21 protein-coding genes are annotated in these 25916 nt (G+C 65.4%); 10 read left to right on the top strand and 11 right to left on the bottom strand.

Translation table 11 applies throughout. The features are described from left to right. Positions 1-32: 32 nt before the first annotated feature. Positions 33-626: a HutD/Ves family protein gene (locus EL191_RS21480; RefSeq protein WP_041980184.1), complete on the bottom strand. Its 594-nt coding sequence runs from the start codon at positions 624-626 to the stop codon at positions 33-35. A gap of 226 nt (positions 627-852) precedes the next feature. Between EL191_RS21480 and hutI the strand changes: the two genes are divergently transcribed. The 6 genes from hutI to hutC all read left to right on the top strand — a co-directional run bounded on the left by hutI (position 853) and on the right by hutC (position 8556). Beyond that, positions 853-2070 (top strand): imidazolonepropionase, encoded by a 1218-nt coding sequence (gene hutI, locus EL191_RS21475; protein WP_041980183.1) that lies wholly within the window; start codon positions 853-855, stop codon positions 2068-2070. Then, entirely contained in the window at positions 2060-2995 is a 936-nt protein-coding gene (gene hutG, locus EL191_RS21470) for a formimidoylglutamase (RefSeq protein WP_041980182.1), read from the top strand. The genes hutI and hutG overlap by 11 nt, the downstream gene beginning before the upstream one ends. Positions 2996-3075: 80 nt before the next feature. Beyond that, positions 3076-4401 carry a YjiH family protein gene (locus EL191_RS21465; protein ID WP_041980181.1) on the top strand — a complete coding sequence of 442 codons (1326 nt, stop codon included), beginning with the start codon at positions 3076-3078 and terminating at the stop codon, positions 4399-4401. A gap of 38 nt (positions 4402-4439) precedes the next feature. Next, positions 4440-6101, top strand: a complete 1662-nt coding sequence (hutU, locus tag EL191_RS21460; protein WP_041980180.1) for a urocanate hydratase — start codon at positions 4440-4442, stop codon at positions 6099-6101. A gap of 117 nt (positions 6102-6218) precedes the next feature. Then, on the top strand, positions 6219-7754 hold the full coding sequence (gene hutH, locus EL191_RS21455) for a histidine ammonia-lyase (RefSeq protein WP_041980179.1): 1536 nt from the start codon (positions 6219-6221) through the stop codon (positions 7752-7754). A gap of 88 nt (positions 7755-7842) precedes the next feature. After that, the gene (gene hutC, locus EL191_RS21450; protein ID WP_021490347.1) at positions 7843-8556 is read left to right on the top strand and encodes a histidine utilization repressor; all 714 of its coding nucleotides are present in this window, start codon (positions 7843-7845) and stop codon (positions 8554-8556) included. Between the two features lie 82 nt (positions 8557-8638). On the opposite strand, the gene EL191_RS21445 is transcribed toward hutC, so the two are convergent. The 4 genes from EL191_RS21445 to EL191_RS21430 all read right to left on the bottom strand — a co-directional run bounded on the left by EL191_RS21445 (position 8639) and on the right by EL191_RS21430 (position 12133). Further along, positions 8639-9301 carry an endonuclease gene (locus EL191_RS21445; protein ID WP_041980178.1) on the bottom strand — a complete coding sequence of 221 codons (663 nt, stop codon included), beginning with the start codon at positions 9299-9301 and terminating at the stop codon, positions 8639-8641. A 403-nt stretch (positions 9302-9704) separates the two neighbouring features. Then, positions 9705-10583 carry an alpha/beta hydrolase family protein gene (locus EL191_RS21440; protein WP_041980177.1) on the bottom strand — a complete coding sequence of 293 codons (879 nt, stop codon included), beginning with the start codon at positions 10581-10583 and terminating at the stop codon, positions 9705-9707. Next, positions 10580-11161 carry a TetR/AcrR family transcriptional regulator gene (locus EL191_RS21435; RefSeq protein WP_041980176.1) on the bottom strand — a complete coding sequence of 194 codons (582 nt, stop codon included), beginning with the start codon at positions 11159-11161 and terminating at the stop codon, positions 10580-10582. The genes EL191_RS21440 and EL191_RS21435 overlap by 4 nt, the downstream gene beginning before the upstream one ends. 84 nt (positions 11162-11245) lie before the next feature. Further along, positions 11246-12133, bottom strand: coding sequence for a LysR family transcriptional regulator (locus tag EL191_RS21430; RefSeq protein ID WP_013717433.1), 888 nt, complete (start codon positions 12131-12133; stop codon positions 11246-11248). Between the two features lie 102 nt (positions 12134-12235). On the opposite strand from EL191_RS21430, the gene EL191_RS21425 reads away from it, so the two are divergent. The 3 genes from EL191_RS21425 to EL191_RS21415 are packed head-to-tail and all read left to right on the top strand — an operon-like array spanning position 12236 to position 14794. Beyond that, positions 12236-12955 (top strand): MOSC domain-containing protein, encoded by a 720-nt coding sequence (locus EL191_RS21425; protein ID WP_041980175.1) that lies wholly within the window; start codon positions 12236-12238, stop codon positions 12953-12955. Further along, a complete protein-coding gene (locus EL191_RS21420; RefSeq protein ID WP_041980174.1) occupies positions 12948-14090 on the top strand; it encodes an aspartate aminotransferase family protein in 1143 nt (380 codons plus the stop codon). The genes EL191_RS21425 and EL191_RS21420 overlap by 8 nt, the downstream gene beginning before the upstream one ends. Then, positions 14090-14794 carry a type 1 glutamine amidotransferase gene (locus EL191_RS21415; protein ID WP_041980173.1) on the top strand — a complete coding sequence of 235 codons (705 nt, stop codon included), beginning with the start codon at positions 14090-14092 and terminating at the stop codon, positions 14792-14794. Before EL191_RS21420 ends, EL191_RS21415 begins: the two co-directional genes overlap by 1 nt. Before the next feature lie 60 nt (positions 14795-14854). On the opposite strand, the gene EL191_RS21410 is transcribed toward EL191_RS21415, so the two are convergent. From EL191_RS21410 to EL191_RS21385, 6 genes are all read right to left on the bottom strand, one after another. Beyond that, positions 14855-15412 carry an NADPH-dependent FMN reductase gene (locus EL191_RS21410; RefSeq protein WP_013717429.1) on the bottom strand — a complete coding sequence of 186 codons (558 nt, stop codon included), beginning with the start codon at positions 15410-15412 and terminating at the stop codon, positions 14855-14857. Between the two features lie 73 nt (positions 15413-15485). Beyond that, positions 15486-17801 (bottom strand): FdhF/YdeP family oxidoreductase, encoded by a 2316-nt coding sequence (locus EL191_RS21405; protein WP_041980172.1) that lies wholly within the window; start codon positions 17799-17801, stop codon positions 15486-15488. Between the two features lie 120 nt (positions 17802-17921). Beyond that, entirely contained in the window at positions 17922-19265 is a 1344-nt protein-coding gene (locus EL191_RS21400; RefSeq protein WP_041980171.1) for a hypothetical protein, read from the bottom strand. Between the two features lie 143 nt (positions 19266-19408). Continuing rightward, positions 19409-20962, bottom strand: a complete 1554-nt coding sequence (locus tag EL191_RS21395) for an acyl CoA:acetate/3-ketoacid CoA transferase (protein WP_041980170.1) — start codon at positions 20960-20962, stop codon at positions 19409-19411. 69 nt (positions 20963-21031) lie between these two features. Further along, a complete protein-coding gene (locus EL191_RS21390; RefSeq protein WP_017363034.1) occupies positions 21032-22417 on the bottom strand; it encodes a GntP family permease in 1386 nt (461 codons plus the stop codon). Positions 22418-23099: 682 nt separating this feature from the next. Further along, positions 23100-24560: a sigma-54 interaction domain-containing protein gene (locus EL191_RS21385; protein ID WP_041980169.1), complete on the bottom strand. Its 1461-nt coding sequence runs from the start codon at positions 24558-24560 to the stop codon at positions 23100-23102. Between the two features lie 297 nt (positions 24561-24857). Here EL191_RS21385 and EL191_RS21380 point away from each other — a divergent pair, with 297 nt between their 5' ends. Then, positions 24858-25859 (top strand): DctP family TRAP transporter solute-binding subunit, encoded by a 1002-nt coding sequence (locus tag EL191_RS21380; RefSeq protein ID WP_013717423.1) that lies wholly within the window; start codon positions 24858-24860, stop codon positions 25857-25859. The last annotated feature ends 57 nt before the right edge of the window (positions 25860-25916 follow it).

Raw genomic sequence — 25916 nt, 5'->3', positions numbered from 1 at the left:
GAGCCCCGGCCCGTGTGCCGGGGCTTTTCATTTCAGGGGGCGCACGGGTTCAGCCTGGCCACGTAGAGCAGGGCGGGGCGTTGTGCGCGCAGGTGCAACTGGCCGGGTTCGTTCTCGATCAGCAAGCCGTTTCCCGCCGCTAGCGGGTGCATCGCACCGCCAGCATTCACGTCGACTGCGCTCTCGGCTGCATTCCACAGCAGCAGTACCGCCGCATCGTTTTCCAGTTCCTGGGTTCCCTGCCATTTCAGCAACTGCACCTGATGCGTCCAGAGGCTTCGTCGGGTCATCAGATTGAGGTCGGTGATCGGGCCGTCCAGCAATTGCGCGTCGATTGCCTCTTCGCCTGGAAAAGCCGCTATGGCACCACCGCTGTGCAACGTTTCGATCCGGCCATCCTCGCGTTGCAAGCACAAGCCCTTGCCGGCGAGCACGGTCAGGCTGCGGTCGATGTCTGGGAAGCTGGAAAAGGCTCCGCCCACCGCTACCTGAGCACTGCTGATGCGCCAGGCGAAATCCTCCAGGCCCGCGCCCGCAGGCGAGATGGCCAGTTGCAGCGTCGTACCGCCGCCGTTCTTCCAGGGCATGGCGAGGGCCATTGTGGGATCGAGCAGAGTGAAAGGCATTAGCTCTCCAAATGTATATACATAACGAGTGATGCGACGAGTGGTTTCGATCACGGAGCGGGTATTCGTGTCTCTGAATAAATGCTTCTAGCTGGCTAATAGGCTATTTACGTAGACAGCTGGCGTCTCGCTAAGTGGCTTTATCATTGGATCGTACGGATGGTCATGGCTTGACGGCAATTGAATCAGTCCATATTGTATATACAAAATAAGCCGGGAGAATCCCATGCCGATGCATTCCACCTCGAAACAGCTCTGGCGCGATGTGCAGGTCTTCGATGGCCTGGCGCAGTTGGACGAGGCGATGAACCTGCTGGTCGAGGACGGTTGCATTGCCGGCCTATGGCCGTCGAGCACCTTCGACGAGGCGCTGGCTCAAGGTGCAGTCGAAGCTGGGCGTGGCGGCGTGATGACTCCGGGGCTGGTCGATTGCCACACCCATCTGGTGTACGCCGGTGACCGCGCTGGTGAGTTTGAGCAGCGCCTGGAAGGTGTCAGCTACGAAACCATCGCCCGTAACGGCGGTGGAATCATCAGCAGCGTGCGCGCCACCCGCGCCGCCGGCGAAGACGAGCTGATCGCCGCCAGCCTGCCGCGTCTCGATGCGCTGCTGGCCGATGGCGTGACCACAGTGGAGATAAAGTCCGGTTACGGCCTGACCCTTGCCGACGAACTGAAGATGCTGCGCGTGGCCCGCCGCCTCGGTGAACTGCGCCCGGTGCGGGTGCTCACTACCCTGCTCGGTGCCCATGCCCTGCCGCCGGAATACGGCGGCCGCGCCGACGACTACGTCAGCCTGGTCTGCGACGAGATGATCCCGGCCGCAGTCCATGAACGGCTGGCCGATGCAGTGGACGTGTTCTGCGAAGGCATCGGCTTTTCCCCGGCGCAGTGCGAACGCATCTATCAGGCAGCCCAGGCCCACGGCCTGGCGATCAAGGCCCATGCCGAGCAACTGTCCAACCTGGGCGGCAGTGCCCTGGCCGCACGCTACGGCGCGCTGTCCGCCGACCATATCGAATACCTGGATGAAGCCGGCGTGCGCGCCATGGCCGAGGCCGGCACCGTGGCCGTGTTACTGCCCGGTGCTTTCCACGTGCTGCGTGAAACCCAGCTGCCGCCCATCGAGCTGCTGCGCCAGTACGGTGTGCCGATGGCGGTGGCCAGCGACGCCAACCCCGGCACCTCGCCAATCTGCATGCCGACGCTGATGGCCAACTTGGCCTGCACCCTGTTTCGCCTCACCCCGCGCGAGGCCCTGGCCGGTATGACCGCCCACGGTGCTCGCGCTCTCGGCCTACCCGACCTCGGCCGCATCGCCGTCGGCGCGCCTGCTGATCTGTGCCTGTGGGATATCCAGCAACCGGCCGAACTGGCCTACGCGGTGCAGGCCGGGCGCCTGCGCCAGCGCGTTTTCAATGGAGAAGTGGTTTATGCACGCTGACCGTCATTGCATGAGCGCCTGGACCGGCCGCATCGATCCCGAAACCGACAGCGCGCGCTGGCACCAACGTATCCAGCCGCTGGCCGAAGACAGCCAGCCGGGCCTGGCCCTGCTCGGCTTCGCCTGCGACGAAGGCGTGCGCCGCAACCATGGCCGCGTCGGCGCCGCCGGCGCGCCGCAGAGCGTACGCAAGGCGCTGGCCAACCTCGCCTGGCACCGTCAGGCGCCGGCTTATGACGCCGGTGACGTCACCTGCGAAGACGGCGATCTGGAAGCCGCGCAGGCGCGTCTTGGTCAAAACGTCTGCGCGATGCTGGACGCCGGCCATCTGCCGCTGGTGATCGGCGGCGGGCATGAGGTGGCCTTCGGCAGCTGGTCGGGCCTGGCCGAGCACCTGTCCGGCAACCCTGCGCCGAAGATTGGCATCATCAATTTCGACGCCCATTTCGACCTGCGCGACCCGGCCCATGTGCATTCCTCCGGCACGCCCTTCGCGCAGATCGCCGAGCAGTGCGCCACCCGTGGCTGGCCGTTCCGCTACGCCTGCCTCGGCGTCAGCCGCGCCAGCAATACCCGCGCGCTGTTCGCCCGCGCCGCCGAGCTGAACGTGCTGGTGCGCGAGGATCACGAGATTCGCGAGTCCACCCTCGATGCCATCGGCGCCGAGCTGGACGCCTTCGCCGCCGACTGCGACGCGCTCTACCTGACCATCGACATCGACGTGCTGCCGGCCTGCGAAGCGCCGGGCGTCAGCGCCCCAGCGGCGCGTGGCGTGCGCCTGGAACTGCTGGAGCCGCTGCTCGAACGGCTCAAGGCCAGCGGCAAGCTGCGCCTGGCCGACCTGGCCGAGATCAACCCCGAGTACGACATCGACAACCGTACCGCCAAGGTGGCGGCGCGGCTGATTCATCTGCTCAGCCTCTGAGCCCGACGTTTTCCCGCACAAAAATAACTACGAGGAAACCCCGATGTTCATCACCGCCCGCCGCGGCCAGGAGCCGCGCCATGTCTGAGTCCCTGTCCTTGAGTGACGGCGTATCGCGCCCACGCGCGCTGGCGCGCCTGCTGGGTTACAGCCTGATCGGCCTGCTGCTGTTCTTCGTGCCGTTCGAGATCGCCGGGCGCTCGACCATCCTGCTCGACCACGCCGCCAGCGCCCTGCAACTGCACGCGCGGCCACTGGTGATCGGCGTGGCGCTGCTGTTCATGCTCTACGGCGCGCTGGCGCCCTGGCTCGACGGCAGTTGGCGGCGCAGCCTGACCCATACGGTATTCAGCGTGCTCAAGGTGTTCGGCCTGCAGATCGGCGCCGCCTACCTGCTGCAGCTTGGCCCGCAGGCGCTGTACCAGCCGGGCATGCTGCCGTTTCTGTTCGAGAAACTGGTGCTCAGCCTGGCGCTGATCGTGCCGCTGGGTTCGCTGGCCCTGGTGTTCCTGATAGGCTTCGGCCTGCTGGAGCTGATCGGCGTGCTGATGCAGCCGGTGATGCGGCCGATCTGGCGCACGCCGGGCAAGTCGGCCATCGACGCTGTGGCGTCCTTCGTCGGCAGCTACTCGGTGGGCCTGCTGATCACCGACCGCATGTACCAGCAGGGCCATTACAGCGTGCGCGAGGCGGCGATCATCGCCACCGGCTTCTCCACCGTGTCGGCGCCGTTCATGGTGATCATCGCCAAGACCCTGGGCCTGATGGGCCAGTGGAACCTGTATTTCTGGGGCGCGATGGTGGTGACCTTCGCCGTCACTGCGATCAGCGCACGCATCTACCCGCTGTCGCGCCTGCCGTCCGAATCCACGCCCGAGGCGCAGCTGCAACCCGGTGAAAGCCGCCTGGGCAGCGCCTGGCGCGCCGGCATGCAGCAGGCCAGCGTGGCGCCCTCGCTGGGCTCGGCGCTGCGTGAAACTTTCGTCGATGGCCTGCGCATGACCGCCGCCATCCTGCCGAGCATTCTCGCCGTCGGCCTGCTCGGCTTGCTCGCCGCCAAGTACACGCCGCTGTTCGACGCCCTCGGCGTGCTGCTCTACCCGCTGACCTGGCTATTCGGCCTGGAAGAGCCCATGCAGGTGGCCCGCGCCATGTCCGCCGGCCTGGCCGAGATGTTCCTGCCGGCGATGCTGCTAAAGGATGCCGACGTGCTGGTGAAGTTCGTCACCGCCATCGTTTCGGTCAGCAGCGTGCTGTTTCTCTCCGCCTCGATTCCCTGCGTGCTGGCCACGCGAATTCCGCTGAGCCTGGGCCACCTGCTGCTGATCTGGCTGCAGCGCACCCTGCTCAGCCTGCTGCTGGCCATCCCCCTGGCCTACCTCGCCCAATTTCTGGGTTGGCTCTGACCGCCCACCACTGACCCGTTCCCACAGGAGCCCGCAACATGACCAAGTTCCGCGACACCGAAATCCGCGCCCCGCGCGGCACCACGCTCACCGCCAAGAGCTGGCTGACCGAAGCGCCGCTGCGCATGCTGATGAACAACCTCGACCCGGACGTGGCCGAGAACCCCAAGGAGTTGGTGGTTTATGGCGGTATCGGCCGCGCCGCGCGTAACTGGGAGTGCTACGACAAGATCGTCGAGACCCTCAAGGAGCTGAATGACGACGAGACCCTGCTGGTGCAATCCGGCAAGCCGGTCGGCGTGTTCAAGACCCATAGCAATGCGCCGCGCGTACTGATCGCCAACTCCAACCTGGTGCCGCACTGGGCGAGCTGGGAGCACTTCAACGAGCTCGACGCCAAGGGGCTGGCCATGTACGGCCAGATGACCGCCGGTTCGTGGATCTACATCGGTAGCCAGGGCATCGTCCAGGGCACCTATGAAACCTTCGTCGAAGCCGGTCGCCAGCACTACGCCGGCAACCTCAAGGGCCGCTGGGTGCTGACCGCGGGTCTGGGTGGCATGGGCGGTGCCCAGCCGCTGGCCGCCACCCTGGCTGGCGCCTGCTCGCTGAACATCGAATGCCAGCAGACCAGCATCGATTTCCGCCTGCGCAGCCGTTACGTCGACGAGCAGGCCACCGATCTGGACGACGCCCTGGCGCGCATTGCCAAATACTGCGCAGAAGGCAAGGCCATCTCCGTCGCTCTGCTGGGCAACGCCGCCGAGATCCTGCCGGAACTGGTACGCCGTGGCGTGCGCCCGGATATGGTCACCGACCAGACCAGCGCCCACGATCCGCTCAACGGCTACCTGCCGATCGGCTGGACTTGGGCCGAATACAAGGGTCGCGCAGCCACCGACCCGGCTGGCGTGGTCAAGGCGGCCAAGCAGTCCATGGCTGTGCATGTGCAGGCCATGCTCGACTTCCAGAAGATGGGCGTGCCGACCTTCGACTACGGCAACAACATCCGCCAGATGGCCAAGGAAGAAGGCGTGAGCAATGCCTTCGATTTCCCCGGCTTCGTCCCGGCCTACATCCGCCCGCTGTTCTGCCGCGGCATCGGCCCGTTCCGTTGGGCGGCGCTGTCCGGCAATCCCGAGGACATCTACAAAACCGACGCCAAGGTCAAGGAACTGATCCCGGACGACGCCCATCTGCACCGCTGGCTGGACATGGCCCGCGAGCGCATCGCCTTCCAGGGTCTGCCGGCGCGTATCTGCTGGGTGGGCCTGGGTCTGCGCGCCAAGCTGGGCCTGGCGTTCAACGAGATGGTGCGTAGCGGTGAGCTGAGTGCGCCCATCGTCATCGGCCGCGACCACTTGGACAGCGGCTCGGTGTCCAGCCCCAACCGCGAGACCGAAGCGATGCAGGATGGCTCCGACGCCGTGTCCGACTGGCCGCTGCTCAACGCCCTGCTCAACACCGCCAGCGGAGCCACCTGGGTGTCGCTGCACCACGGCGGTGGCGTGGGCATGGGTTTCTCCCAGCATTCGGGTATGGTCATCGTCTGCGATGGCACCGATGAAGCCGCCGCGCGCATTGCCCGCGTGCTGACCAACGACCCGGGCACTGGCGTGATGCGTCATGCCGATGCCGGTTACCAGATCGCTATCGATTGTGCCAAGGAGCAGGGCCTGAATCTGCCGATGATCGGTTAAGGCAAGTTCGACGCCGGCCCGCTGGGCCGGCGCATCAATCACTGCAAGCATCGCGACTTCAGCCATTATTCGGCTCTGATTCGCCAGGCGCGAACTCACCCCGTGGAAGAACAGAACATGACCACCCTGAATCTGAAACCCGGCCACCTGACCCTGGCCAACCTGCGCGCCGCCTACCAGGCCCCCGTGCAACTGACCCTGGACGCCAGCGCCCATCAGGCCATCGACGCCAGCGTCGCCAGCGTCAACCAGATCATCGCCGAGGGCCGCACCGCCTACGGCATCAACACAGGTTTCGGCCTGCTGGCCTCGACCCGCATCGCCAACGACGATCTGGAAAAGCTGCAGCGCTCCTTGGTGCTGTCCCACGCCGCCGGTATCGGCGAGCCGCTGAGCGATGCCATGGTGCGGCTGATCATGCTGCTGAAGATCAACAGCCTGGCCCGCGGCTTTTCCGGCATCCGCCGCCAGGTGATCGAGGCGCTGATCGCCCTGGTCAATGCCGAGGTCTACCCGCATATCCCGCTGAAAGGCTCGGTCGGTGCCTCCGGTGACCTGGCGCCGCTGGCGCATATGTCGCTGGTATTGCTCGGCGAAAGCCAGGCGCGCCACAAGGGCCAATGGCTGCCGGCCACCGAGGCACTGGCCATCGCCGGCCTGGAGCCGATGACCCTGGCCGCCAAGGAGGGCCTGGCCCTGCTCAACGGCACTCAAGTGTCCACTGCCTACGCCCTGCGCGGCCTGTTCGAGGCTGAAGACCTGTACGCCGCCGCCAGCGTCTGCGGTGCGCTCAGCGTCGAGGCGCTGCTCGGTTCGCGCTCGCCCTTCGATGCGCGCATCCATTCAGCTCGCGGCCAGCGCGGGCAGATCGACGCAGCGGCCGCTTTCCGTCACCTGCTCGGCGACAGCAGCGAGATCGGCCGCTCCCACGCCGCCTGCGACAAGGTGCAGGACCCGTACTCGCTGCGTTGCCAGCCCCAGGTCATGGGCGCCTGCCTGACCCAGCTGCGCCAGGCTGCCGAGGTGCTCGGCGTCGAGGCCAACGCGGTCTCTGACAACCCGCTGGTGTTCGCTGCCGAAGGCGAGGTGATTTCCGGTGGCAACTTCCACGCAGAACCCGTGGCCATGGCTGCCGACAATATCGCCCTGGCCATCGCCGAGATCGGTTCGCTTTCCGAGCGCCGTATCTCGCTGATGATGGATAAGCACATGTCGCAACTGCCGCCGTTCCTGGTGGCCAATGGCGGGGTGAACTCCGGCTTCATGATCGCCCAGGTCACCGCCGCAGCCCTGGCCAGCGACAACAAGGCGCTGGCCCATCCGCACAGCGTCGACAGCCTGCCCACTTCGGCCAACCAGGAAGACCACGTTTCCATGGCGCCGAACGCCGGCAAGCGCCTTTGGGATATGGCCGCCAACACCCGTGGTGTGCTCGCCGTGGAATGGCTGGGCGCCTGCCAGGGCCTGGACTTCCGCGAAGGTCTGAAGAGCACGCCGGCGCTGGAACAGGCCCGCCAGACGCTGCGCGCCAAGGTGCCGTACTACGTCGAGGATCGCTTCTTCGCCCCGGACATCGCCGCCGCCGACGAGCTGCTGGCCGAGCGCGTGCTGACGCCGCTACTGCCGGCCGGCATGTTGCCGTCGATAGGCTGATGCGCCTGGCTTGCGCCCGCTCCCGCAAGTGGGAGCGCGGCGCAAGCTCCGCTATCATCCGCGCACCGGGCATACCCAAGGAGCAGCCGTGACCAGTCCCACCCCGCGCTACAAGGCCATCGAGGATTTCCTCCTCGAGCGCATTCACGGTGGTGCCTATCCGGTCAATCACCAGATCCCGCCCGAGGAGCAACTGGCGCGGGATTTCTCCGTCAGCCGGATGACGGCCAACAAGGCGATCCAGAACCTTGTGCAAAAGGGCTATCTGGTGCGTCAGGCCGGGCTCGGCACCTTCGTCACCGACCGCAAGGCCGAGTCGCCGCTGCACGAGGTGATGAACATCGCCAGCGAAGTGCGCGGGCGCGGCCATGCTTACAGTAACGAAGTGGTGCGCTGCGAAGCCATCGCCGCCGATGACGAAGTGGCTCTACGCCTGGGGCTGCGCCTGGGCGGCGAGGTGTTTCACAGCATCCTCGTGCATCTGCAGGACGGTCTGCCGATCCAGCTTGAGGATCGTTTCGTCAACCCGCGCTGGGTGCCGCATTACCTGCAAAGCGACTTTACCCAGGTCACACCCAACGAGGTGCTGGTCGCCAGTTGCCCGATCTCGGATGTCGAGCACGTGGTCGAAGCGGTGCTGGTGGATGCACGCACGGCCGAGCTGCTGCAGATCGACCCGGCCATGCCCTGTCTGAGCGTGATTCGCCGTACCTGGTCGGACGATCACCTGATCAGCTACGCGCGGCTGATCCATCCCGGTGACCGCTACAAGCTGCGCTCGCTGCACAAACGCAGAGCGTAGGTTGTCCACCAACCGTAGGAGCCGGCTTGCCGGCTATCCGCAGTGGTTTCGTCGCGGCTAAAGCCCTTCCCACAGATCGAAATCAGTCGCTGATCAGCTGATCCACCAGCGACGGATCGTCGATAAAGCGATTGCGCGTACCTTGCAGCGCTTCGATCTTGTCGTTGCGTGCCTTTTCCTCTGCGTCCGGCGGGTCCATGCGGTGCCAGGCCTTGTACATCGGCACCAGGCCAACGATGGGCAGGCCGTACTCGATATGCATGTAGAAGATCGCCCGGGCGATATTGCCCTTGGCTTCGTCACGCGGCTCCACCAACTGGTAGCTGGTCTTCATGTCGCAGCCGATATCGGCGAACTTGCTCGGTACATCGTCGGCCAGGTCGGCGAACTGGGCGTTGCGCCGGACCAGCTCCACGCGCGCCAGCGCCGGATAGTAGTTGTGCAGGTCGGCGACGATATAGGGGTAGCGCGGGTTCATGATGGTGCACTGGCGATCGGTGACGCAGCGCATCGCGCTCTTGAGCTGTTTGCTGCTGTAGATCGGGCTGGCCGTCAGCGTGCCACTTTCGCGGGCGAAGGTCTGGCCGCAATACAGCGTGGCGCCACCGTTGCCATAGAGGTTCTGCCAGAACGCCTGTTCGATGGCCTGTTTGGCGTCACTCAGTTGGGTCTGGCCGCTGGCCAGGGAAAAGGTGCTCATGCAGGAGGTTGCCAGGCAACCGAGAAGCACAGTGACTGCGCGCATACTCAAGCCCCAGTGACCGCCGTTGACGGCGTCTGTTGTTTTTGTAGGACAAACTGGAGTCTAGCAAGACGTGCGTCACAAAAAACATATGCAGACGTTTGCACCCAACTTGGGATGGCTCAGGGCAAACGCCAGCCAGCATTGGCCGGAGTGAATCGCAACGGGCTCTTGTAAGCCATGGCTTACAAGATGTCCCGATTATCGCCACTGTCGACCAATCAGGTACGGGCGTACTCTGCGTCACATGGATTCAGCGCAGGAAGCGCCTAGACAAACAGGGACACCCTGGACAGCCACCAGGACGGTGAGCAGATCAAGGATGTCAGGACAACAGTCTGCAAAGCCCCGCAATCGCGGGGTTTTTCTTTTTTCTGCCTGGTCGTTTGCCCTCACCCTCTGGCGTTCATGCTGCACGTTGTTCGAGGCGCAATCGCTCGAACCAGTCCAGCGTCTCGTCCCACAGCCGCTGCGCCGCAGGGCGGAAATAACCCATATGACCGATGGCGCCCAGGCCCTCGGCCTGCGAATCGACCGTGCGTGCCTGATAGGGCGCGTTGACGTAGGCGGCCATGAAGGCATCGCGTGAGGCGGGCGGTGCCCACAGATCGTCCAGCGTGTTGAGCGCCACGATGGGCGTGCTCACCTGCGCGAAACGCTCGGCCAGCCCCGGCATCTGCGGGTCATCGAAGAAGTAGCGCGGGAAGCGGCACCAGCGTTTCCACTGGCGATAGACGCCCAGTGGCAGATCCTCGCCCATGCCCAGCTTGCTCCACGCCAGATAGCCCTTGTAGCGCGTCATCAGCGGGCCGATCACCCGCCACATCGTCAGCACGCGAAGCTGCTCGGCCCTGGGCATCCAGCCATGCCAGCCAGCGCCCGTGCCGAAGGTGTAGAAGCCGGCGACCTGATCATGGTTGGGCAGCAGGCCGAAGGCGTGGCCGCCGAAGGAATGACCGATCATGAACAGCGGGCGCTCGGTATGCCGGTGCTGATCCACTGCCGCGGCGAGGTCAAGATTGGCCCAGTCCAGATACTCCATCTCGAAACCACGCAGGCTGTCCGGCCTGGATTGGCCGATGCCACGGTAGTCCAGGGTCAGGGTGTTGAAGCCGCGGCTGGCGGCATGTTCTGCGAAGCGCCGGTAGAAGCCTTGCGGCACACCGGTGGCGCCGGCGATCAGCAACTGCGCCTGGGGGCGCTCGGCGTGATAACGAGTGGCGGCCAACGGATAATCATCGAGGGCCAGCAGGGGCTGGGTTTCGCGGCGAATGGCTGTGGTCATGGCGACAGGGGCTCCGTGCGGTGCTGGCGGGTCAGGTCGAGCAGGGTGGTCACTGCCTGCTTCAGCGGTTCGCTGCTGCCGGCGACCCGCGCCTGCAGCAGGCCGCCTTCGTAGAGCGCGACGAACAGGGCAGCCAGGCCCTGTGGCTGTGGATAACCGTGGCGTTGCAACTGCTGCTGCAGTGCCTGGCGAATGACCATGAAGGCGTTGGCCAGGGCGGCTCGAATCTGGTGATCTTCTGGCCCGCTTTCCAGGGCGACTGCAGCCAACGGACAACCCCGTTCGAATGCGCTGTCCTGCAGTTGGCCAAGCGCGCTCTGCAGCCAGCTGCTCAGTGCATCGAGCGGGTCGGGCTGACGTTCGAAGAGCGCGGCGAACGCCTGCTCGGCGTGTTGGCCGACGCGTTCGATGGCCGCCACGGCGAGCTCGGTCTTGCCACCGGGGAAGTGGTGGTAAAGGCTGCCCTTGGGCGCCTCAGCGGCGGCCAGCAGTTCGTTCAGACCGACGCCATGCAGGCCTTTGCGCTGCAGGGCATCGATCATGGTGTCGATCAGGTTGTCGCGAGTGCTCTTGGTCATGGCCCGGATTATCTAGACCAGTCGGTCTAGTGGCCAGTGTCATTCAGGCCGCTGATCAGGCCATATCGGCAATTCGCGCGCGTTTCACGGGGTTTCCCAGGCGCCATCGAGCGCGCTGCGCAGCAGGTCGATCATCGCCTGCTGGCGCTGGGCATCGCGATAGACCAGGCCGACCTGTAGCGGGATGCGAGGCTCGCTCAGGGGCTTCCAGAGCAGGCCATGATGGGCATGCATCTGCCTGGCGCGCCCGGGCAGCACGCTGGCCAGAGTGGTGTGCGGCAGGCTGTCGAGGATGCCGTTCATGTGGTTCAGCTCTGCCTGCACCTGCGGCCTGCGGCCGAGCAAGGCGAGTTGCTCCTGCCAGATCTGGCGAATGCGAAACTCCTCGCCGAGCAGCAGCATCGGCAGCTCCGCGGCCTGGCTCAGCGATACCTTGCGAAACTCGCGCAGGGGATGGTTCTCCGGCACCACCAGTTGCAACTCGTCCTCGTACAGCGCCAGGCTATGCAAGCCCGGCTGACGTGGCGGCAGAAAACCGATGCCAATGTCCAGGCCGCCGCTGAGCAGGCGCCGCTCGATGTCCACACCCGACAGTTCATAGAGCTTGACCACCAGCTGTGGCTGCGCCTGCTGCAAGCGTTCCAGCAGCAGCGGCACCAGGCTGGCGTTGACCGTTTGCAGGACACCGATGGACAGGCTGCGTGGGCCCGGCCCGCGGAAGCTGCGCAATGCCTCGCGCGCGCGTTCCATGCCGTCGAGCAAGGGCACGGCGTGGTTGTACAGCGTGTGGGCGGCCAGTGTGGGCAGCAGGCGTCGACCGCTGCGCTGGAACAGGCCGACATCCAGATCGCCCTCCAGATGGCGGATCTGTTGCGACAGCGCCGGCTGGGAAATGCTCAGGCGCTCGGCGGCACGGCCGACATGGCCTTCCTCATAGAGCGCGACGAAATAGCGAAGCTGACGAAAATCCATAAGTTTCCGTTATGAATCAAGCAGGGAAATCGAAATGTCAAAATGGCCCGCGGCTACCTAGTCTAGCGACATGATCAACAGCCGATAAGGCCGGAGCGGTCGGTGAAGCAGGTCGAGATTCAAGGTGTATTCATAGGTAAAGCCGAAGAAATTGGCGGTGGGCTCAGTGTCGCGCAACGCAAGCAACGGGTCGATCACCGCCTGTGGCTGTGGCCGCAGGGCCTCGGCCAGGACGAGCAGGGCGATGTCCGCTTCCATGGTGGTCCCGAGCGTGCCCTGCACCACTACCCGGCGGAACACTATGAGCACTGGCAAGCGCTGTACCCGCAGCTGGACTGGTCACGGCCGAGCTTCGGCGAGAATCTCTCCAGCCACGGATTGACCGAGGCACAGGTGTGCATCGGTGATGTGTTTCGTTGGGGCGACGTACTGCTGCAGGTCAGCCAGCCGCGCTCGCCCTGCTATCGCCTCAACCGTCAGGGGCTGCATCCGGAGCTGGCGCAGGTGGTTCAGGACAGTGGTCGCTGTGGCTGGTTCTATCGTGTGCTCAAACCAGGTTTCGTCAGTGCCGAGCTGCCATTCGAGCTGGTGCAGCGCAGCTATCCCAGCCTGAGCGTGGCGCGGGCCCTACAGCATTTCTATCACTCGCCCATGGAGCGAGCGGGTCTGCAGCAGTTGCAGCTGTGCCCGGCGCTATCGGCTCGCTGGCGTGAAATCGCCGCGCAACGTCTGCGCAGCGGCCGCCTGGAGAACTGGTCGGCGCGTCTGCTCGGCCTGCCGCTGGAGGGCGCGGTCGCCGAGGTGGAGCGCCGTTATGCGTGATGGCATGGCAAGGCTGCAACTGATGGGCGAGCACGATGCACCGCTGTTCGTGCGCGGCCAGGGCTCCTGGCTGTGGGACGCCGACGGACGCGCCTATCTCGATTTCGACCAGGGCCAGGGAGGTAACAGCCTGGGTCACAGCCCGACCCTGCTGCTGGATGCCCTGCGCCGTCAGGCCGAGCAGTTGATAAGCCCTGGGCGCGAACAGTGCAGCCGGGGGCAGCTCAAGCTTGCCTCACGTCTATGCCAGGCCACCGGCAGCGAGCAGGCGGCGTTCTGCAGCGACGCCGCGCAGGCCAACGCCCTGGCCATACGCTTGGCTCTGCAGGGGGCGGCGCTGCAGAAGCCGGCTGCCGACACCCTGGTGTTGCTCGACGGCAGTCACCTCGCCTTGCCGCTGCATCTGGGGGCGACGCGAGTTGTAAGGGTGCCGTTCAACGATCTCGAGGCCCTGGCTGCCGTGGTCGATCTGCGTTGTGCCGCCGTATTGATCGAACCGGTGCAACAGGCTGCCGGTGTGGTACCCGCGACTCTGGAATACCTGCAAGGCGCGCAGCGGCTTTGCCGCGAGCAGGGCGCCGTACTGATCCTTGATGAGACTGGCAGCGGTATGGGACGTTGTGGCGCGCTGCTGGCCGAGGAGCTGTACGGCGTGCGCGCCGACCTATTGACCCTGGGCTGCGCGCTCGGCGGCGGTCTGCCCATCGCTGCCGTGCTGGCGCGTGGGCGGATCGCCGGGGCGTCCGCGGCCCTGCTGCCTGCCTGCTCGGCCGAGGCGTTGCTGACGGTTGCCGGTGTTGCGGTGCTTGGCGCTGTGCTCGAAGGCAGTTTCTTCAGCCAGGTGCGCGACGTCAGCGAGCATTTGCGCGAGGGCCTGGCGCGGTTGTCGCGGAGTCATGGCCATGGCTCGTTGCGCGGGCACGGCCTGTTGCTTGGCTTGCCGCTGATCGGGCTGTCGGCGCCGGTGGTGCAGCGTGCCGCGCGTGAGCAGGGGTTGTTGCTTGGCGTCGCACGTAGTGACTGCCTCTGCCTGTCGCCGGCGCTGACGGTGAGCCATGGCAACGTCGAGGAAATGCTGCGTCGCCTGGGCCGGGCATTGCAGCAGGTCGAGCAGCGCTGCGAGGAGGTGGCCTGATGCGTATTGCGGTGATTCAACACAGCGCGGGTGTAGGCCCAGCGGCAATGTTGCCATGGCTTGGCGAGCACCAGGTCAGTTGGCACCGGGTATACGCCGGGGAGCCCCTGCCGAGCCTGGAGGATTTCGAGCTGCTGATGCTGCTCGACGGTTCGTTGAGTGTGCACGACGAGCGCCAGCACGGCTGGATGGGCGCGGAGAAGTGCCTGATCCATCAATCGCTGATGGCGCGCAAGCGGGTGTTCGGCAGCGGACTGGGTGCCTTGTTCCTGGCCGAGGCCCTGGGGGCACGTATCACGGGTGGCTCGGAGGCTGCGCGAATCGGCTGGTGGCAACTGGAAAAGGACCCGCAATCGCGGCAGTCGCCGCTTGGCCGCATGCTGCCGCAGCGTCTGCTGGCGCTGCACTGGCAGCGTGAAAGCTGCAGCCTGCCGCACGGTGCGATCGCCTTGTACGGTTCTGCGGCTGCGACCTTGCAGGGGTTCGTCTGGCAGGAACGCGCCATCGGTTTGCTCTGCCAGCTGGAAAGCGATGCCGAGAGTCTCAATCAGCGCCTGCAGCAGGCCCCGGCCGATCTCGCTCTGCCGGGCGAGGTGCAGGATCGCGCCAGCATCCGTGACGGTGCGCCACATGTCGCATCGGCCAACGCCACCCTGTACCGCCTGCTCGATTACCTCTCGGGTGCTCACGCCCATATGACCTGAACACCCTTTTGCGAGCCTGTCGCGACGCCCCGTCTACCGCCGGGGCGTTTTTTCTTCCACTCAGCCCAGTTGTTTGGCCACCCACGCCGCATAGGCATCGATGAACTTCTGCAGGAAGGGCTTGATGCCGTCGCTGAGCACGCCGTTCTCGTCGAAGAAATTGCCGGCACCGCCGAGGTATGCCTCCGGCTGTTGCAGCACATGCACGTCGAGGAATACCAGGCACTGGCGCAGATGATGGTTGGCGCCGAAGCCACCGATGGCACCTGGCGAGGCGCTGAGTACGGCGCCCGGCTTGCCGCTGAAGCCGCTCTGGCCATAAGGGCGCGAGCCGACGTCGATGGCGTTCTTCATCGCGCCGGGGATCGAGCGGTTGTATTCCGGGGTGACGAACAGCACCGCGTCGGCCGCCTTGAGTTTGCTGCGAAACGGCGCGTAGGAGGCCGGAGCGGTGTCACCGTCGGCGTCTTCGTTGTACAGCGGCAGGTCGCCGATCTCGAGGATTTCCAGGTTCAGCGAGGCGGGGGCCAGGTCGGCCAACGCGAGCGCCAGCTTGCGGTTGATGGAGGCCTTGCGCAGGCTGCCGACCAGCACGGCGACGTTGTAGGTCTTGCTCATGGTGTTCCCTCTGGCGGATTGATGAAGAGGCAGCAACTATAGACCCGCCAGAGCAGCGGGGTTCCGCTTTATCTCATTGCAAGGCGCGAGTCGTGGCAATGAATGGCCGCAGCGTGACGGGGATCGACTTGGAGGCCGGCACCTTGGCCTTTTCCTCGTGGTGCCAGAGCGGTACCAGCGCATTGCACTCGGGGTAGTAGGCGGCGCAGCAGCCTTCCGGAATGTCGTGCGGGGTGACGCGCAGCGGCCCCACCGAGCGCTGCACGCCGTCGTCCACGGCGGTTCTCACCTGCACCTGATCGCTTTCGCTGAGACCCAGCCGGGCCATGTCGTTGCGGTGCATGAACAGCACCGAGCGAGTGCCGTAGACGCCGCGAAAGCGGTCGTCGTAGCCATACACCGTAGTGTTGAACTGATCGTTGCTGCGGATCGTCATCAGGTTCAGCACATCGCGGCGCTCAGGGCTTTGCTCGACGTCGTCATTGAGCGCCAGGCTGTCCGGCCGGGTGAAGTTGGCCTTGCCGCTGTCGGTACTCCATTCGCGCCAACTGGCCGGCAATGGCCGATGGAAGCCGCCCGGTTCGAGCATGCGCGTATTGAAGTCGTGGAAAATGTCGGGATAGGTGATGGCGATGGCATCGCGGATCAACCCGTAGTCGGCCACCCAGGCATCCCAGTCCATGCGCGGGTCTGGCGCCAGCGTGGCTTTGGCCAGGGCGGCGATGATCGCCGGCTCCGAACGCAGGTGCTCACCCGCCGGCTTGACCACGCCCTGCCAGGCACGAATGCAGGCGGTGCTGTCCTCGGTGGTGTGGTATTGCGGGCCTCTTGCCTGAACATCTATCTCGGTGCGCCCCAGGCAGGGCAGGATGTAGGCCTTCTCGCCGTGCACCAGGGCGCTGCGGTTGAGCTTGGTGACGATCTGCACGGTCAGGCGCAGTTTGCTCCAGGCTGGCTCCATTCGCTGGCTGTCCGGTGTGGCGCGGACGAAATTGCCGCCGAGGGAGAGGAATGCCTTGATCCTGCCGTTGAGCACGCCCTCGCAGGCGTCCACCGTGGTGGTGCCGTCGCGCTCCGGCACGTTGAAGCCGAACTGCTGGTAAATGCGCTCGACCGGCACCTGCGCGACCTTCTCGGTGATGCCGACGGTGCGCTGGCCCTGCACGTTGGAGTGACCACGCACCGGGCAGATGCCCGCGCCTTCCTTGCCCAGATTGCCGCGCATCAGCAGCAGGTTGACCAGCATCTGGATGCTGGTCACGCCATGGCGATGCTGGGTCAGGCCCATGCCGTAGATGGCAATGACCCGCTGGCAACCCGCGTAGATCCTGGCGGCACCCTCCATCGCGCCGCGGGTCAGGCCGCTGCGGCGCTCCAGCATCTCCCAGGTGTAGCCGCGGATGGTCCGCTCGAAGCTCTCGAAACCCTGGGTGTGCTGCTCGATGAAGGCGATGTCCAGAACACGATCCTGACCGCTTTCGCGCGCGGCATCGTCCATCGTCAGCAAGGCCTTGCAGATGCCGGCAATGGCCGCGGTGTCGCCGCCGATGGTGAGCTGGTGATAGTGGGTGCTGACCACTTCCGACTCTCCCGTGAGCATCTGCCGCGGCGACTGAGGATTGGTGAAACGCTCCAGGCCGCGTTCACGCAGCGGGTTGAAGGTGAGAATGGGCGCGCCGCGCTGCCGGGCCGCATCCAGATCATGCAGCATGCGCGGGCTGTTGCTGCTGGTGTTGTGACCGAAGATCAGCAGGCCGTCGGTCTTGGCGAAGTCCTCCAGAGTGACGGTGCCGACCGGCACGCCTATGCTTTCCGGCAAGGCCACCGAGGTGCTCTCGTGGCACATGTTGGAGCTGTCAGGCAGGTTGTTGGTGCCGTAGCGGCGGGCCAGCAATTGCCACATGTACGAGGCCTCCAGCGAGGCGCGGCCGGAGGCATAGAACACGGCCTGATCGGGATCGTCGAGAGCCTTGAGTTCGGCGCCGATCTCGGCGATGGCCTCATCCCAGCTCACGGGCAGGTAGCGATCAGTGGCTGCATCCCAGCGCATCGGTTCGGTGAGCCGGCCCTGCTGTTCCAACTGATAGTCGCTCCAGTTGCGCAGTTCGCTCAGGGTGTGGCCGGCGAAGAACTCCGGGGTGCAGCGCAGGCTGGTGGTTTCCCAGGCAGTGGCCTTGGCGCCGTTCTCGCAAAAGGCCAGGGGTTTGGACGGGTGCGGCTTGGCCCAGGCGCAACTGACGCAGGCGAAGCCATCGATCGGGCGGTTCTGCTTGAGCAGTGCCGTAGCGCCAGTCAGCGGCGCCCGCTCGCGCAGCAGGATGGTGCCCACGGCATTGGCCGAACCCCAGCCACCGGAAGGTCCACGATAGGGTTTGAATCGGGGTTTCATGCTCCGTCTCCCTGGCTCGTCGTCTTGCAGTTACGACGGAGGGGGCGTGGGATGGTTCAGGTTGTTTGCCGCAACGCCAGACGCCAGCCCCGGAGCGGGCCGAGGCTGGCGTTAGCGCGTTCAGCCTTTGAGCAGAACTGCAATCAGTGTCGCGACGACCACGGCTGCCAGCAGCACTGGGCCGTAACTGCCGGATTTGCGGGAAGCCATACGGCCGTTGTACGCGTTAGTCGCTGGCTGTTCGCTCTGCGCCGCGCTGGTTATGGGGGCTTGCTCCGGGTTGTTCTCGCGCTTGGCCTCCGGCAGGGCGGCTGGAGCCTTCTGCGCCACCTTGGGTTCGGCCGGCTGAGTGATGAAGTCGCTGTCGCGGTAGCTTTCCAGCACTTGCAGTTGCCCGTCCTCGCCTGGGGCGAGGACGTCCAGACGGCAGGCTACTTCCAGATTGAGCACCAGCGAGCGGTCTGTCTCATCCTTGCTCGCTTGTATCCGTTGCCATTCGCTATGGGCGTCCTGATGCGCCAGGGCGTCCCAGATCTGCTCCAGGGCCGCAAGGTCGAAATGGTCCGGCAGCAGGATACTCTGCGTGCCCGCCAGCTTCAGGCCGCGCATCGCGCTACCGAAGGCAGGTCGGTAGGTTTCGGGGTGGAGCATGAACTGCGCGCTGTAGTGCACGCCGCTGCCGATCACCAGGCGCACCCGCTCCCATTCCTGCTGGCGCGCGGACAGATCGGAGCGATCATTCTCCTGCGCGCGGTGGCGAAGCAGGTGCAGCATGCTCGAGAGAATTTCGTAGGCGATGCCATAGGCTGCCTGGCTTTCCTCCAGCGGCTGGTCACCGAGGATGATTTCGCAGCGTTGCTGCGGCAGGCCGGCCAGCTCTTCGAGCTTGAGTTCCTGCTGATAGGTCTCCAGGCGGCTCGGGTAAATCAGGGTCTGGCTATCGGCGAAGGGCGGGGTCAGGGTGATGGTCATAGCTGGCAGCAGGGCGCAGACATGCTTGGCCGGTTGTGACAGCTCGGATTGCTGGGCCTGCTTCAAGGCGTTGGCCAGCGCATCGACGGGTTTCAGGTGACGATGCAGCGCTTCGATTCCGGCACGGGCGGAGCCCTCTGCGAGCAGCAGCAGGTTGCCGATGGATAGCCCCGGGATCACCTGCACCTCTGGCGACGGCTGATCTTGCTCGGTGAGTGCCTCGGCGAAATTGAAGCAGCCGCCGGAATGCAATTGCACATGAGCGCGCAAACCGTAGAGCGCCGACTCGACATCACTGGCGCGCTTGATGCGTTCGGGCTGTTGATCAGCCAGGGCCTGGCGCACGAGAAAGCCTGCCAGGTTCAGCAGGTTCTCTTCGTATCTGGGCTGGTCATCGATTTCCAGGGACAGATCGGTCCAGGCCTTGAAAGGCAGCTCATCGTCGATGGGGTTGGAGCAGAAAACGAGCGGAGTGGGGGCGGGCATGCTCATTGGTAACGATCCTTGTTCATGAGAGAGGCGCACCATGCCAGCCCAGGGCCGAGCCCGCAACCGTCTAGCTCGGGCGGCGTGAGGCCGAGCAAAAAAACGGGCCGTTCCGGCCCGCAAGTTCACGCTCAAAGAGTGGCCTGGCGCTAGTCCAGGCATTGCTCCAGGCCGATGGGCTCTGGCCGGAACAGCCGCGCGTCCATCAGCTTCGGTTCGCGTACGATGGGGGCGAAGTCCATGCGCGCGAGGATGTCGCGCTCGATGTCCACGCCCGGTGCCACCTCGATCAGCTCCAGCCCTTCGCGGGTCAGACGCAGCACACAGCGCTCGGTGACGTAGAGCACCGGCTGGCCACGCTCGGCGGCGAGGCGCCCGGCGAAGGTGCGGTGTTCCACCTCGGCGACGAACTTGCGCAGCTCGCCGTCCTGAACGATGCGCAACTGGCCGCCTTCGATGCGAATATCCTGCGCGCCGGCGCTGAAAGTGCCGACGAACACCACCTGCTTGGCGTTCTGGCTGATGTTGATGAAACCGCCAGCGCCTGCCAGCCGACTGCCGAACTTGGACACGTTGAGGTTGCCCGCCGCATCGGCCTGGGCCAGGCCGAGAAAGGCGATATCCAGGCCGCCGCCATCGTAGAAATCGAACTGATAAGGCTGGTCGAGCAGGGCGCTGTGGTTGCTCGCCGCGCCGAAGTCCAGGCCCGAGGCCGGTACGCCGCCGATCACGCCGGGCTCGGCGGTCAGGGTCAGGCGCTCGATCACGCCCTCTTCGGCAGCCACCGCCGCGACGCCTTCGGGCATACCGATACCGAGGTTGACCACCGCGCCGCTCTTCAGCTCCAACGCCGCGCGGCGCGCGATCAGCTTGCGTACGTCCAGCGGCATGGGCGTCAGGCTGTCCACCGGCACGCGGGTCTCGGCGGCGAAGGCCGGGTTGTAGGCGGTGGCGAAGGTCTGCTGGTGGTTGGCCGGCTCAGCTTGCACCACGCAATCCACCAGAATGCCGGGAATCTTCACCTGCCGTGGGTTGAGCGAACCGCGCTCGACGATGCGCTCGACCTGGGCGATCACCAGCCCGCCTGAGTTACGCGCGGCCATGGCGATGGCCAGGCTCTCGATGGTCAGCGCCTCGCGCTCGAAGCTGAGGTTGCCGTCGGGATCACTGCTGGTGGCGCGGACGATGCCGACGTGGATCGGGAAGGTCGGGTAGAACAGATAGTCCTCGCCATCGATGGGCATCAACCGCACCAGATCGGCGGTGGTGCGCGCATTGAGCTTGCCACCGCCATGACGCGGGTCGACGTAGGTGCCGAGGCCGACGCGCGACAGCTGCCCTGGCTTGCCGGCGGCGATATCGCGAAACAGCTGCGAGATCACCCCCTGCGGCAGGTTGTAGGCCTCGATGCGGTTGTCCACCGCCAGCTTCTGCAGCCCCGGCACCAGGCCCCAGTGGCCGCCGATCACCCGGCGCACCAGGCCTTCATGGGCCAGGTGGTTGAGGCCACGCCCCTTGCCGTCGCCCTGGCCGGCGGCATACACCAGGGTCAGATCGCGCGGTGCCTGTTCTGCGACGAAGCGCTGTTCCAGGGCGATGGCGATCTGCTCGGCGAAGCCGATGCCGACGAAGCCGCCGGTGGCCAGGTTGGCGTTGTCCGGGATGCGCGCCACGGCTTCGGCGGCGGTCATGATCTTGCTCATTGCGGGTACTCGAAGCGATTGAACATTGAGTCCAGGCGCATGGCGCCCGAGGGCGCCATGTCAGGCCCGTCAGAAGCTGCCGAACAGCGTGCCCAGGGTGATGACGACAGCGAGCGCCACCATCGGGAAGGCCACGGTGTTGACGAAGATGAACTTGTACGACTCACGGTGGGTGAGCTTGCAGATCGCCAGCAGCGAGATCACTGCGCCGTTGTGCGGCAGGGTGTCCATGCAGCCCGAGGCCATGGCGGCGACGCGGTGCAGCAGCTCGGGGCTGATGCCGGCGGCGTTGGCCATTTCCAGGTACTGAGCGCCGAGGGTCTTCAGCGCGATGGACATGCCGCCGGAGGCGGAACCGGTGATGCCGGCGAGAATATTCACCGCCACCGCTTCGGAAATCAGCGGGTTGCTGGACACGCCCAGCACCAGGTCGCGGATGATGACGAAGCCGGCCAGGGAAGCGATCACCGTGCCGTAACCCACCTCGGCGGCGGTGTTGAGGATCGGCAGCATGGAGCCGAAGGCGCCGTCGTTGACGCTCTTCTTCAGATCCATCCAGCGCTTCCAGTGCATGGCGATCAGCAGCACGATGGCGGCGCCCAGGGCAACGATGATCGACCAGATACCGATCAGCGACTTGGCATCCTGCAGGCCGCCGAATTCCGGCTTGGCCAGGTAGCTGGTGTCCACCGCCGGCAGAATCTGCTTGGCCATCAGGAAGTTGAGCGCGATCACCACGAAAATCGGCAGCAGTGCCAGCCAGAAGCCGGGAATGTCGCGGCGCTCTTCGACGACCGGGTCATCGCGGTGCTCGCCGTAGCCTTCGCCTGCGGCCATCAGCTTGCGCGACTGCGCGGTGAGCCACCAGGTGCCGAGGCCGAACATGATCAGCCCGGCAATCACGCCCAGACCTGGCGCGGCAAAGGCGTCGGTGCCGAAGAAGGGGTTGGGGATGGCGTTCTGGATCGCCGGGGTGCCGGGCAGCGCGGTCATGGTGAAGGTGAAGGCGCCGAGGGCGATTGCGCCAGGCAGCAGGCGCTTGGGAATGCCCGCCTCGCGGAACAGCGCGGCGCCAATCGGGTACACGGCGAAGGCCACCACGAACAGTGACACACCGCCGTAGGTGAGGATGCCGCAGGCCAGCACGATGGCCAGGATGGCGCGCTGGCTGCCGACCTTGGCAACGATGCCGTGGGCGATGGCGCGCGCCGACCCGGAGTCATCCATTAACTTGCCGAACAGCGCGCCGAGCAGGAACAGCGGGAAGAACTGGATCACGTAGCCGCCCATGGCCTTCATGAACACCTGGGTGTAGGTGGGCAGCAGCAGGGCGATGTCGCCGGCGAACAGCAATGCCAGCAGGGCCAGCAGCGGGGCGAGGATCAGGACGTTGATGCCGCGATAGGCGAGGTACATCAACAATGCGAGGGAAATCAGAATACCGAGGGTACCCATGGGTGGTTCCTTTTGTTGTTGTTCTAGCGGCTCGAGGCCGTTTTATCTGGAAGGCGCAGATGCGGCAGCGCGCCTTTGCCGGATATAGAGCCAGAGTCGTGCCAGGGTGGGGTGAGACTTTGGTCGATAAGGCTGGAATGCAGATAGCCAGAGGGTCTCAGGCGTTCATGCCTGATGCGGTGCTGTCAGGATGGATATAGGTGGGCGTCCAGTTTTCTGGATTAAGTCCAGATTTGTAGATTCTATTTGTGGGGAATTCCAGAAATATGGACGCGTAGCCCGGATGCAATCCGGAGCTTTTGTGGGGAGCTGCTCCCCGAATTTCATCCGGGCTACGCGATTGCGGCCAGCGCCGTTATATCTGTAGGAGCGGCTTTAGCCGCGAAGCGATTTCCGGTTCGGTGACAATCGCGGCTGAAGCCGCTCCCACGACCAGCGACCAGCGACCAGCGACCAGAACCGTAGCCCGGATGCAATCCGGGACTTTTGTGGCGCCTGATCCCCGGATTTCATCCGGGCTACGCAACTGCGGCCTGCAACGGTAATTGTAGGAGCGGCTTCAGCCGCGAAGCGATTTCCGGCTTGCCACGCTTTTTGTGGGAGGGGCTTTAGCCGCGACTGTTGTGGGGAAGTGTTGCGCGTGGCGCATCGCCGGCAAGCCGGCTCCTGCAGAATGAGGCGCTCAGCCCTTTCGCCCCAGCCCATGCTGCGCCAGCTTGGCGTAGAACCCGGCGCGGGAAATACCCAGGCGCTCGGCGGCCAATTGCCGATTGCCGTCGCACGCCGCCAGTGCGGCTTGCAGCGCCTGACGCTCGGCCTGCGCCAGATGCTCGGCCAGCGTCTGCGCTGTGCTCGTCACCACTGGCAAAACGGGCACCGCCTCGCTCGGCGCCACCGGATCGACCAGCAAACCGCGCAAGGCCTCGCCATCCAGCCGCCCATCGACCGCCAACTGCGCCCGCTCCAGCAGGTTGCGCAGTTCGCGCACGTTGCCCTTCCACGGCTGCGCGCAGAGCAGGGCGAGGGCATCGTCCGTCAGCTCCATGGGCGCCAGACCGGAGCGGTTGGCCAGGTCATCGAGCAGGTGTTCGATCAGTGCGGGAATGTCGCTGGCACGTTCGCGCAGTGGCGGCACGCGGAGGGCCAGCACGTTGAGGCGGTAGTAGAGGTCGTCGCGGAACTGCCCGGCGGCCACCTTGGTTTCCAGATCGATATGGGTCGCCGCGATTACCCGCACGTTGAGCGGCTTGACCTGATTGGAGCCGAGCGGCTCCACCTCCTGCTCCTGCAACACGCGCAGCAACTTGGCCTGTAACGGCAGTGGCAGGTCGCCGATCTCGTCGAGAAACAATGTGCCGCCGTTGGCCACCTCGAATTTGCCGATGCGCCCCTTGCGTTCGGCGCCGGTAAAGGCGCCCGGCGCGGTGCCGAACAGCTCGGCCTCGACCAGGGTTTCCGGAATCGCCGCGACATTGACCGCGACGAACGGCCCGTTGGCGCGTGGCGACAGGTTGTGGATGCCCTGCGCCAGCAGCTCCTTGCCGGTGCCGGTTTCGCCACGGATCAGCACCGTGGCATCGAGTTGCGCGGCGCGACGGGCCTTGCGCTTTACCTCGCTGGCCGCCGCGCTGGCGCCGATGAACCCGGCGATGGTGTAGCGCGCACGGCGCGCCTTGGCCAGCTCGTGCTGAGTGGCGAGCAACTGCGTCTGCAGGTTGGCGTACTTGGCCATCAGCGGCTTGAGGTGACGGGCGCGGTCGAACAGCACGAAACCCAGCGCGCCGACCAGGGTGCCGTCCTCGTCGCGCAGCGGAATGCGAGTGACCACGAAGTGCTCGTTGCCGAAGGCCATCAGGTCGAGCATGCTCGGCTGGCCGCTTTCCACCACCTCGCGCAGGCGGCTGGCCGGCAGCACTTCCTCGATTTCCTTGCCGAGCGCCGTGCGTGCATCGGCGATGCCGACCTTCTGCGCATACTTGTCGTTGATCCAGACGATGCGCGCCTGGCGGTTGACCGCGATGGTGCCCTCGCACTGCGCGTCGAGGTGATCGAACAGCAGCGGCATGGCCACCGCGCGAAAGCGCTCGGGCGACACGCCGATGATCAGGCCGTGCTGGTCGAGGTCGTCGCGGGAGATGGCCATGGGCGAATGTCCGAAGTCAGAAGCTGCTGATTATGGTTGGCGCCGATCCGCGCGGGCAATGTCAACAGTCATCGGACAATGGCATTCGACGCGCGCTTCTGGAATAGTTGAGCGGCTGCGCGTAACCCGCCGGCACCTGCCGATCGCTCACAAGGCCTGCCCGGCAGCCCTGACACCTGCCGTGTCCCTTTCGCGTGCTGACCAGGCGCGCCAGGCGAGCCATCCGCTCGCCGCTGGATCCGCACCGCTTTGCCGGTGCCACAACGATAACGCCAAGATCCACACAAGGACGCCCCGATGAAACTCAAGCGACTCTTCTCCGCGCTCGCCGCCGGCGCTGCGCTGACCGCCCTGTGCGCCACCGCGCAGGCGCGTGAATACTCCGTCTCCACCGTACTGTCCGACGCCTTCCCCTGGGGCCAGGCCGCGCAGAAGTGGGCCGATCTGGTCAACGAACGCTCCGAAGGGCGCATCACCCTGCGCGTCTATCCCAACGCGCAGCTGGTCGCCGGCGACCAGACCAAGGAATTCTCCGCCATGCGCTCGGGCCTGATCGACATGGCCGTGGGCTCGACCATCAACTGGTCGCCGCAGGTGCCGGAACTCAACCTGTTCTCCCTGCCGTTTCTGATGAAGAACGACGCCGACCTTGACGCCATCACCCAGGGTGAAGCCGGCAAGCTGGCCTTCGCCGCCATCGAGCAGCGCGGCATCGTGCCGCTGGCCTGGGGCGAGAACGGCTTCCGGCAGATCTCCAACTCGGCCAAGCCGGTGCGCAGCCCTGCCGATCTGGCGGGCCTGAAGATCCGCGTGGTCGGTTCGCCGCTGTTCCAGGACACCTTCACCGCCCTCGGCGCCAACCCCACGCAAATGAGCTGGGCCGACGCCAAGCCGGCACTGACCACCGGCGCGGTGGACGGCCAGGAAAACCCGCTGTCGGTCTTCGACGTGGCGCGTGTCGACCAGGTCGGCCAGAAGTACCTGACCCTGTGGGACTACATGGCCGATCCGCTGGTGTTCGCCGTCAACCAGCGCGTATGGAAATCCCTGCCCGAGGAAGATCGCGAACTGCTCAGCCAGGCCGCCATCGACGCCGGCAAGTGGGAGATCGAGCTGTCGCGTGGTGCTCAGGCCCAACGCCTGGCCGACGTACGTGAGCGCGGCGTGGAAGTGATCGAACTGACCGACGCCGAGCGCGCCGCGTTCGTCGAGGCCACTGCCAGCGTGCAGGAGAAATGGGCACCGCGCATCGGCGACGCGCTGATGGAAGCCGCGCGCAAGGCCGTGGCCCAGCCCTGATTCGTTTTATCTGACCGGAAGCTCACTTAGCCCTCTCTCCCAGCCTCTCTCCCGCTT

Source organism: Pseudomonas mendocina (genome assembly GCF_900636545.1).
In the GTDB taxonomy this organism is placed as follows: Bacteria; Pseudomonadota; Gammaproteobacteria; order Pseudomonadales; family Pseudomonadaceae; genus Aquipseudomonas; species Aquipseudomonas mendocina.
The sequence above is the reverse complement of the archived record's forward strand: the minus strand, read 5'-3'. Positions and strand labels throughout refer to the sequence as shown.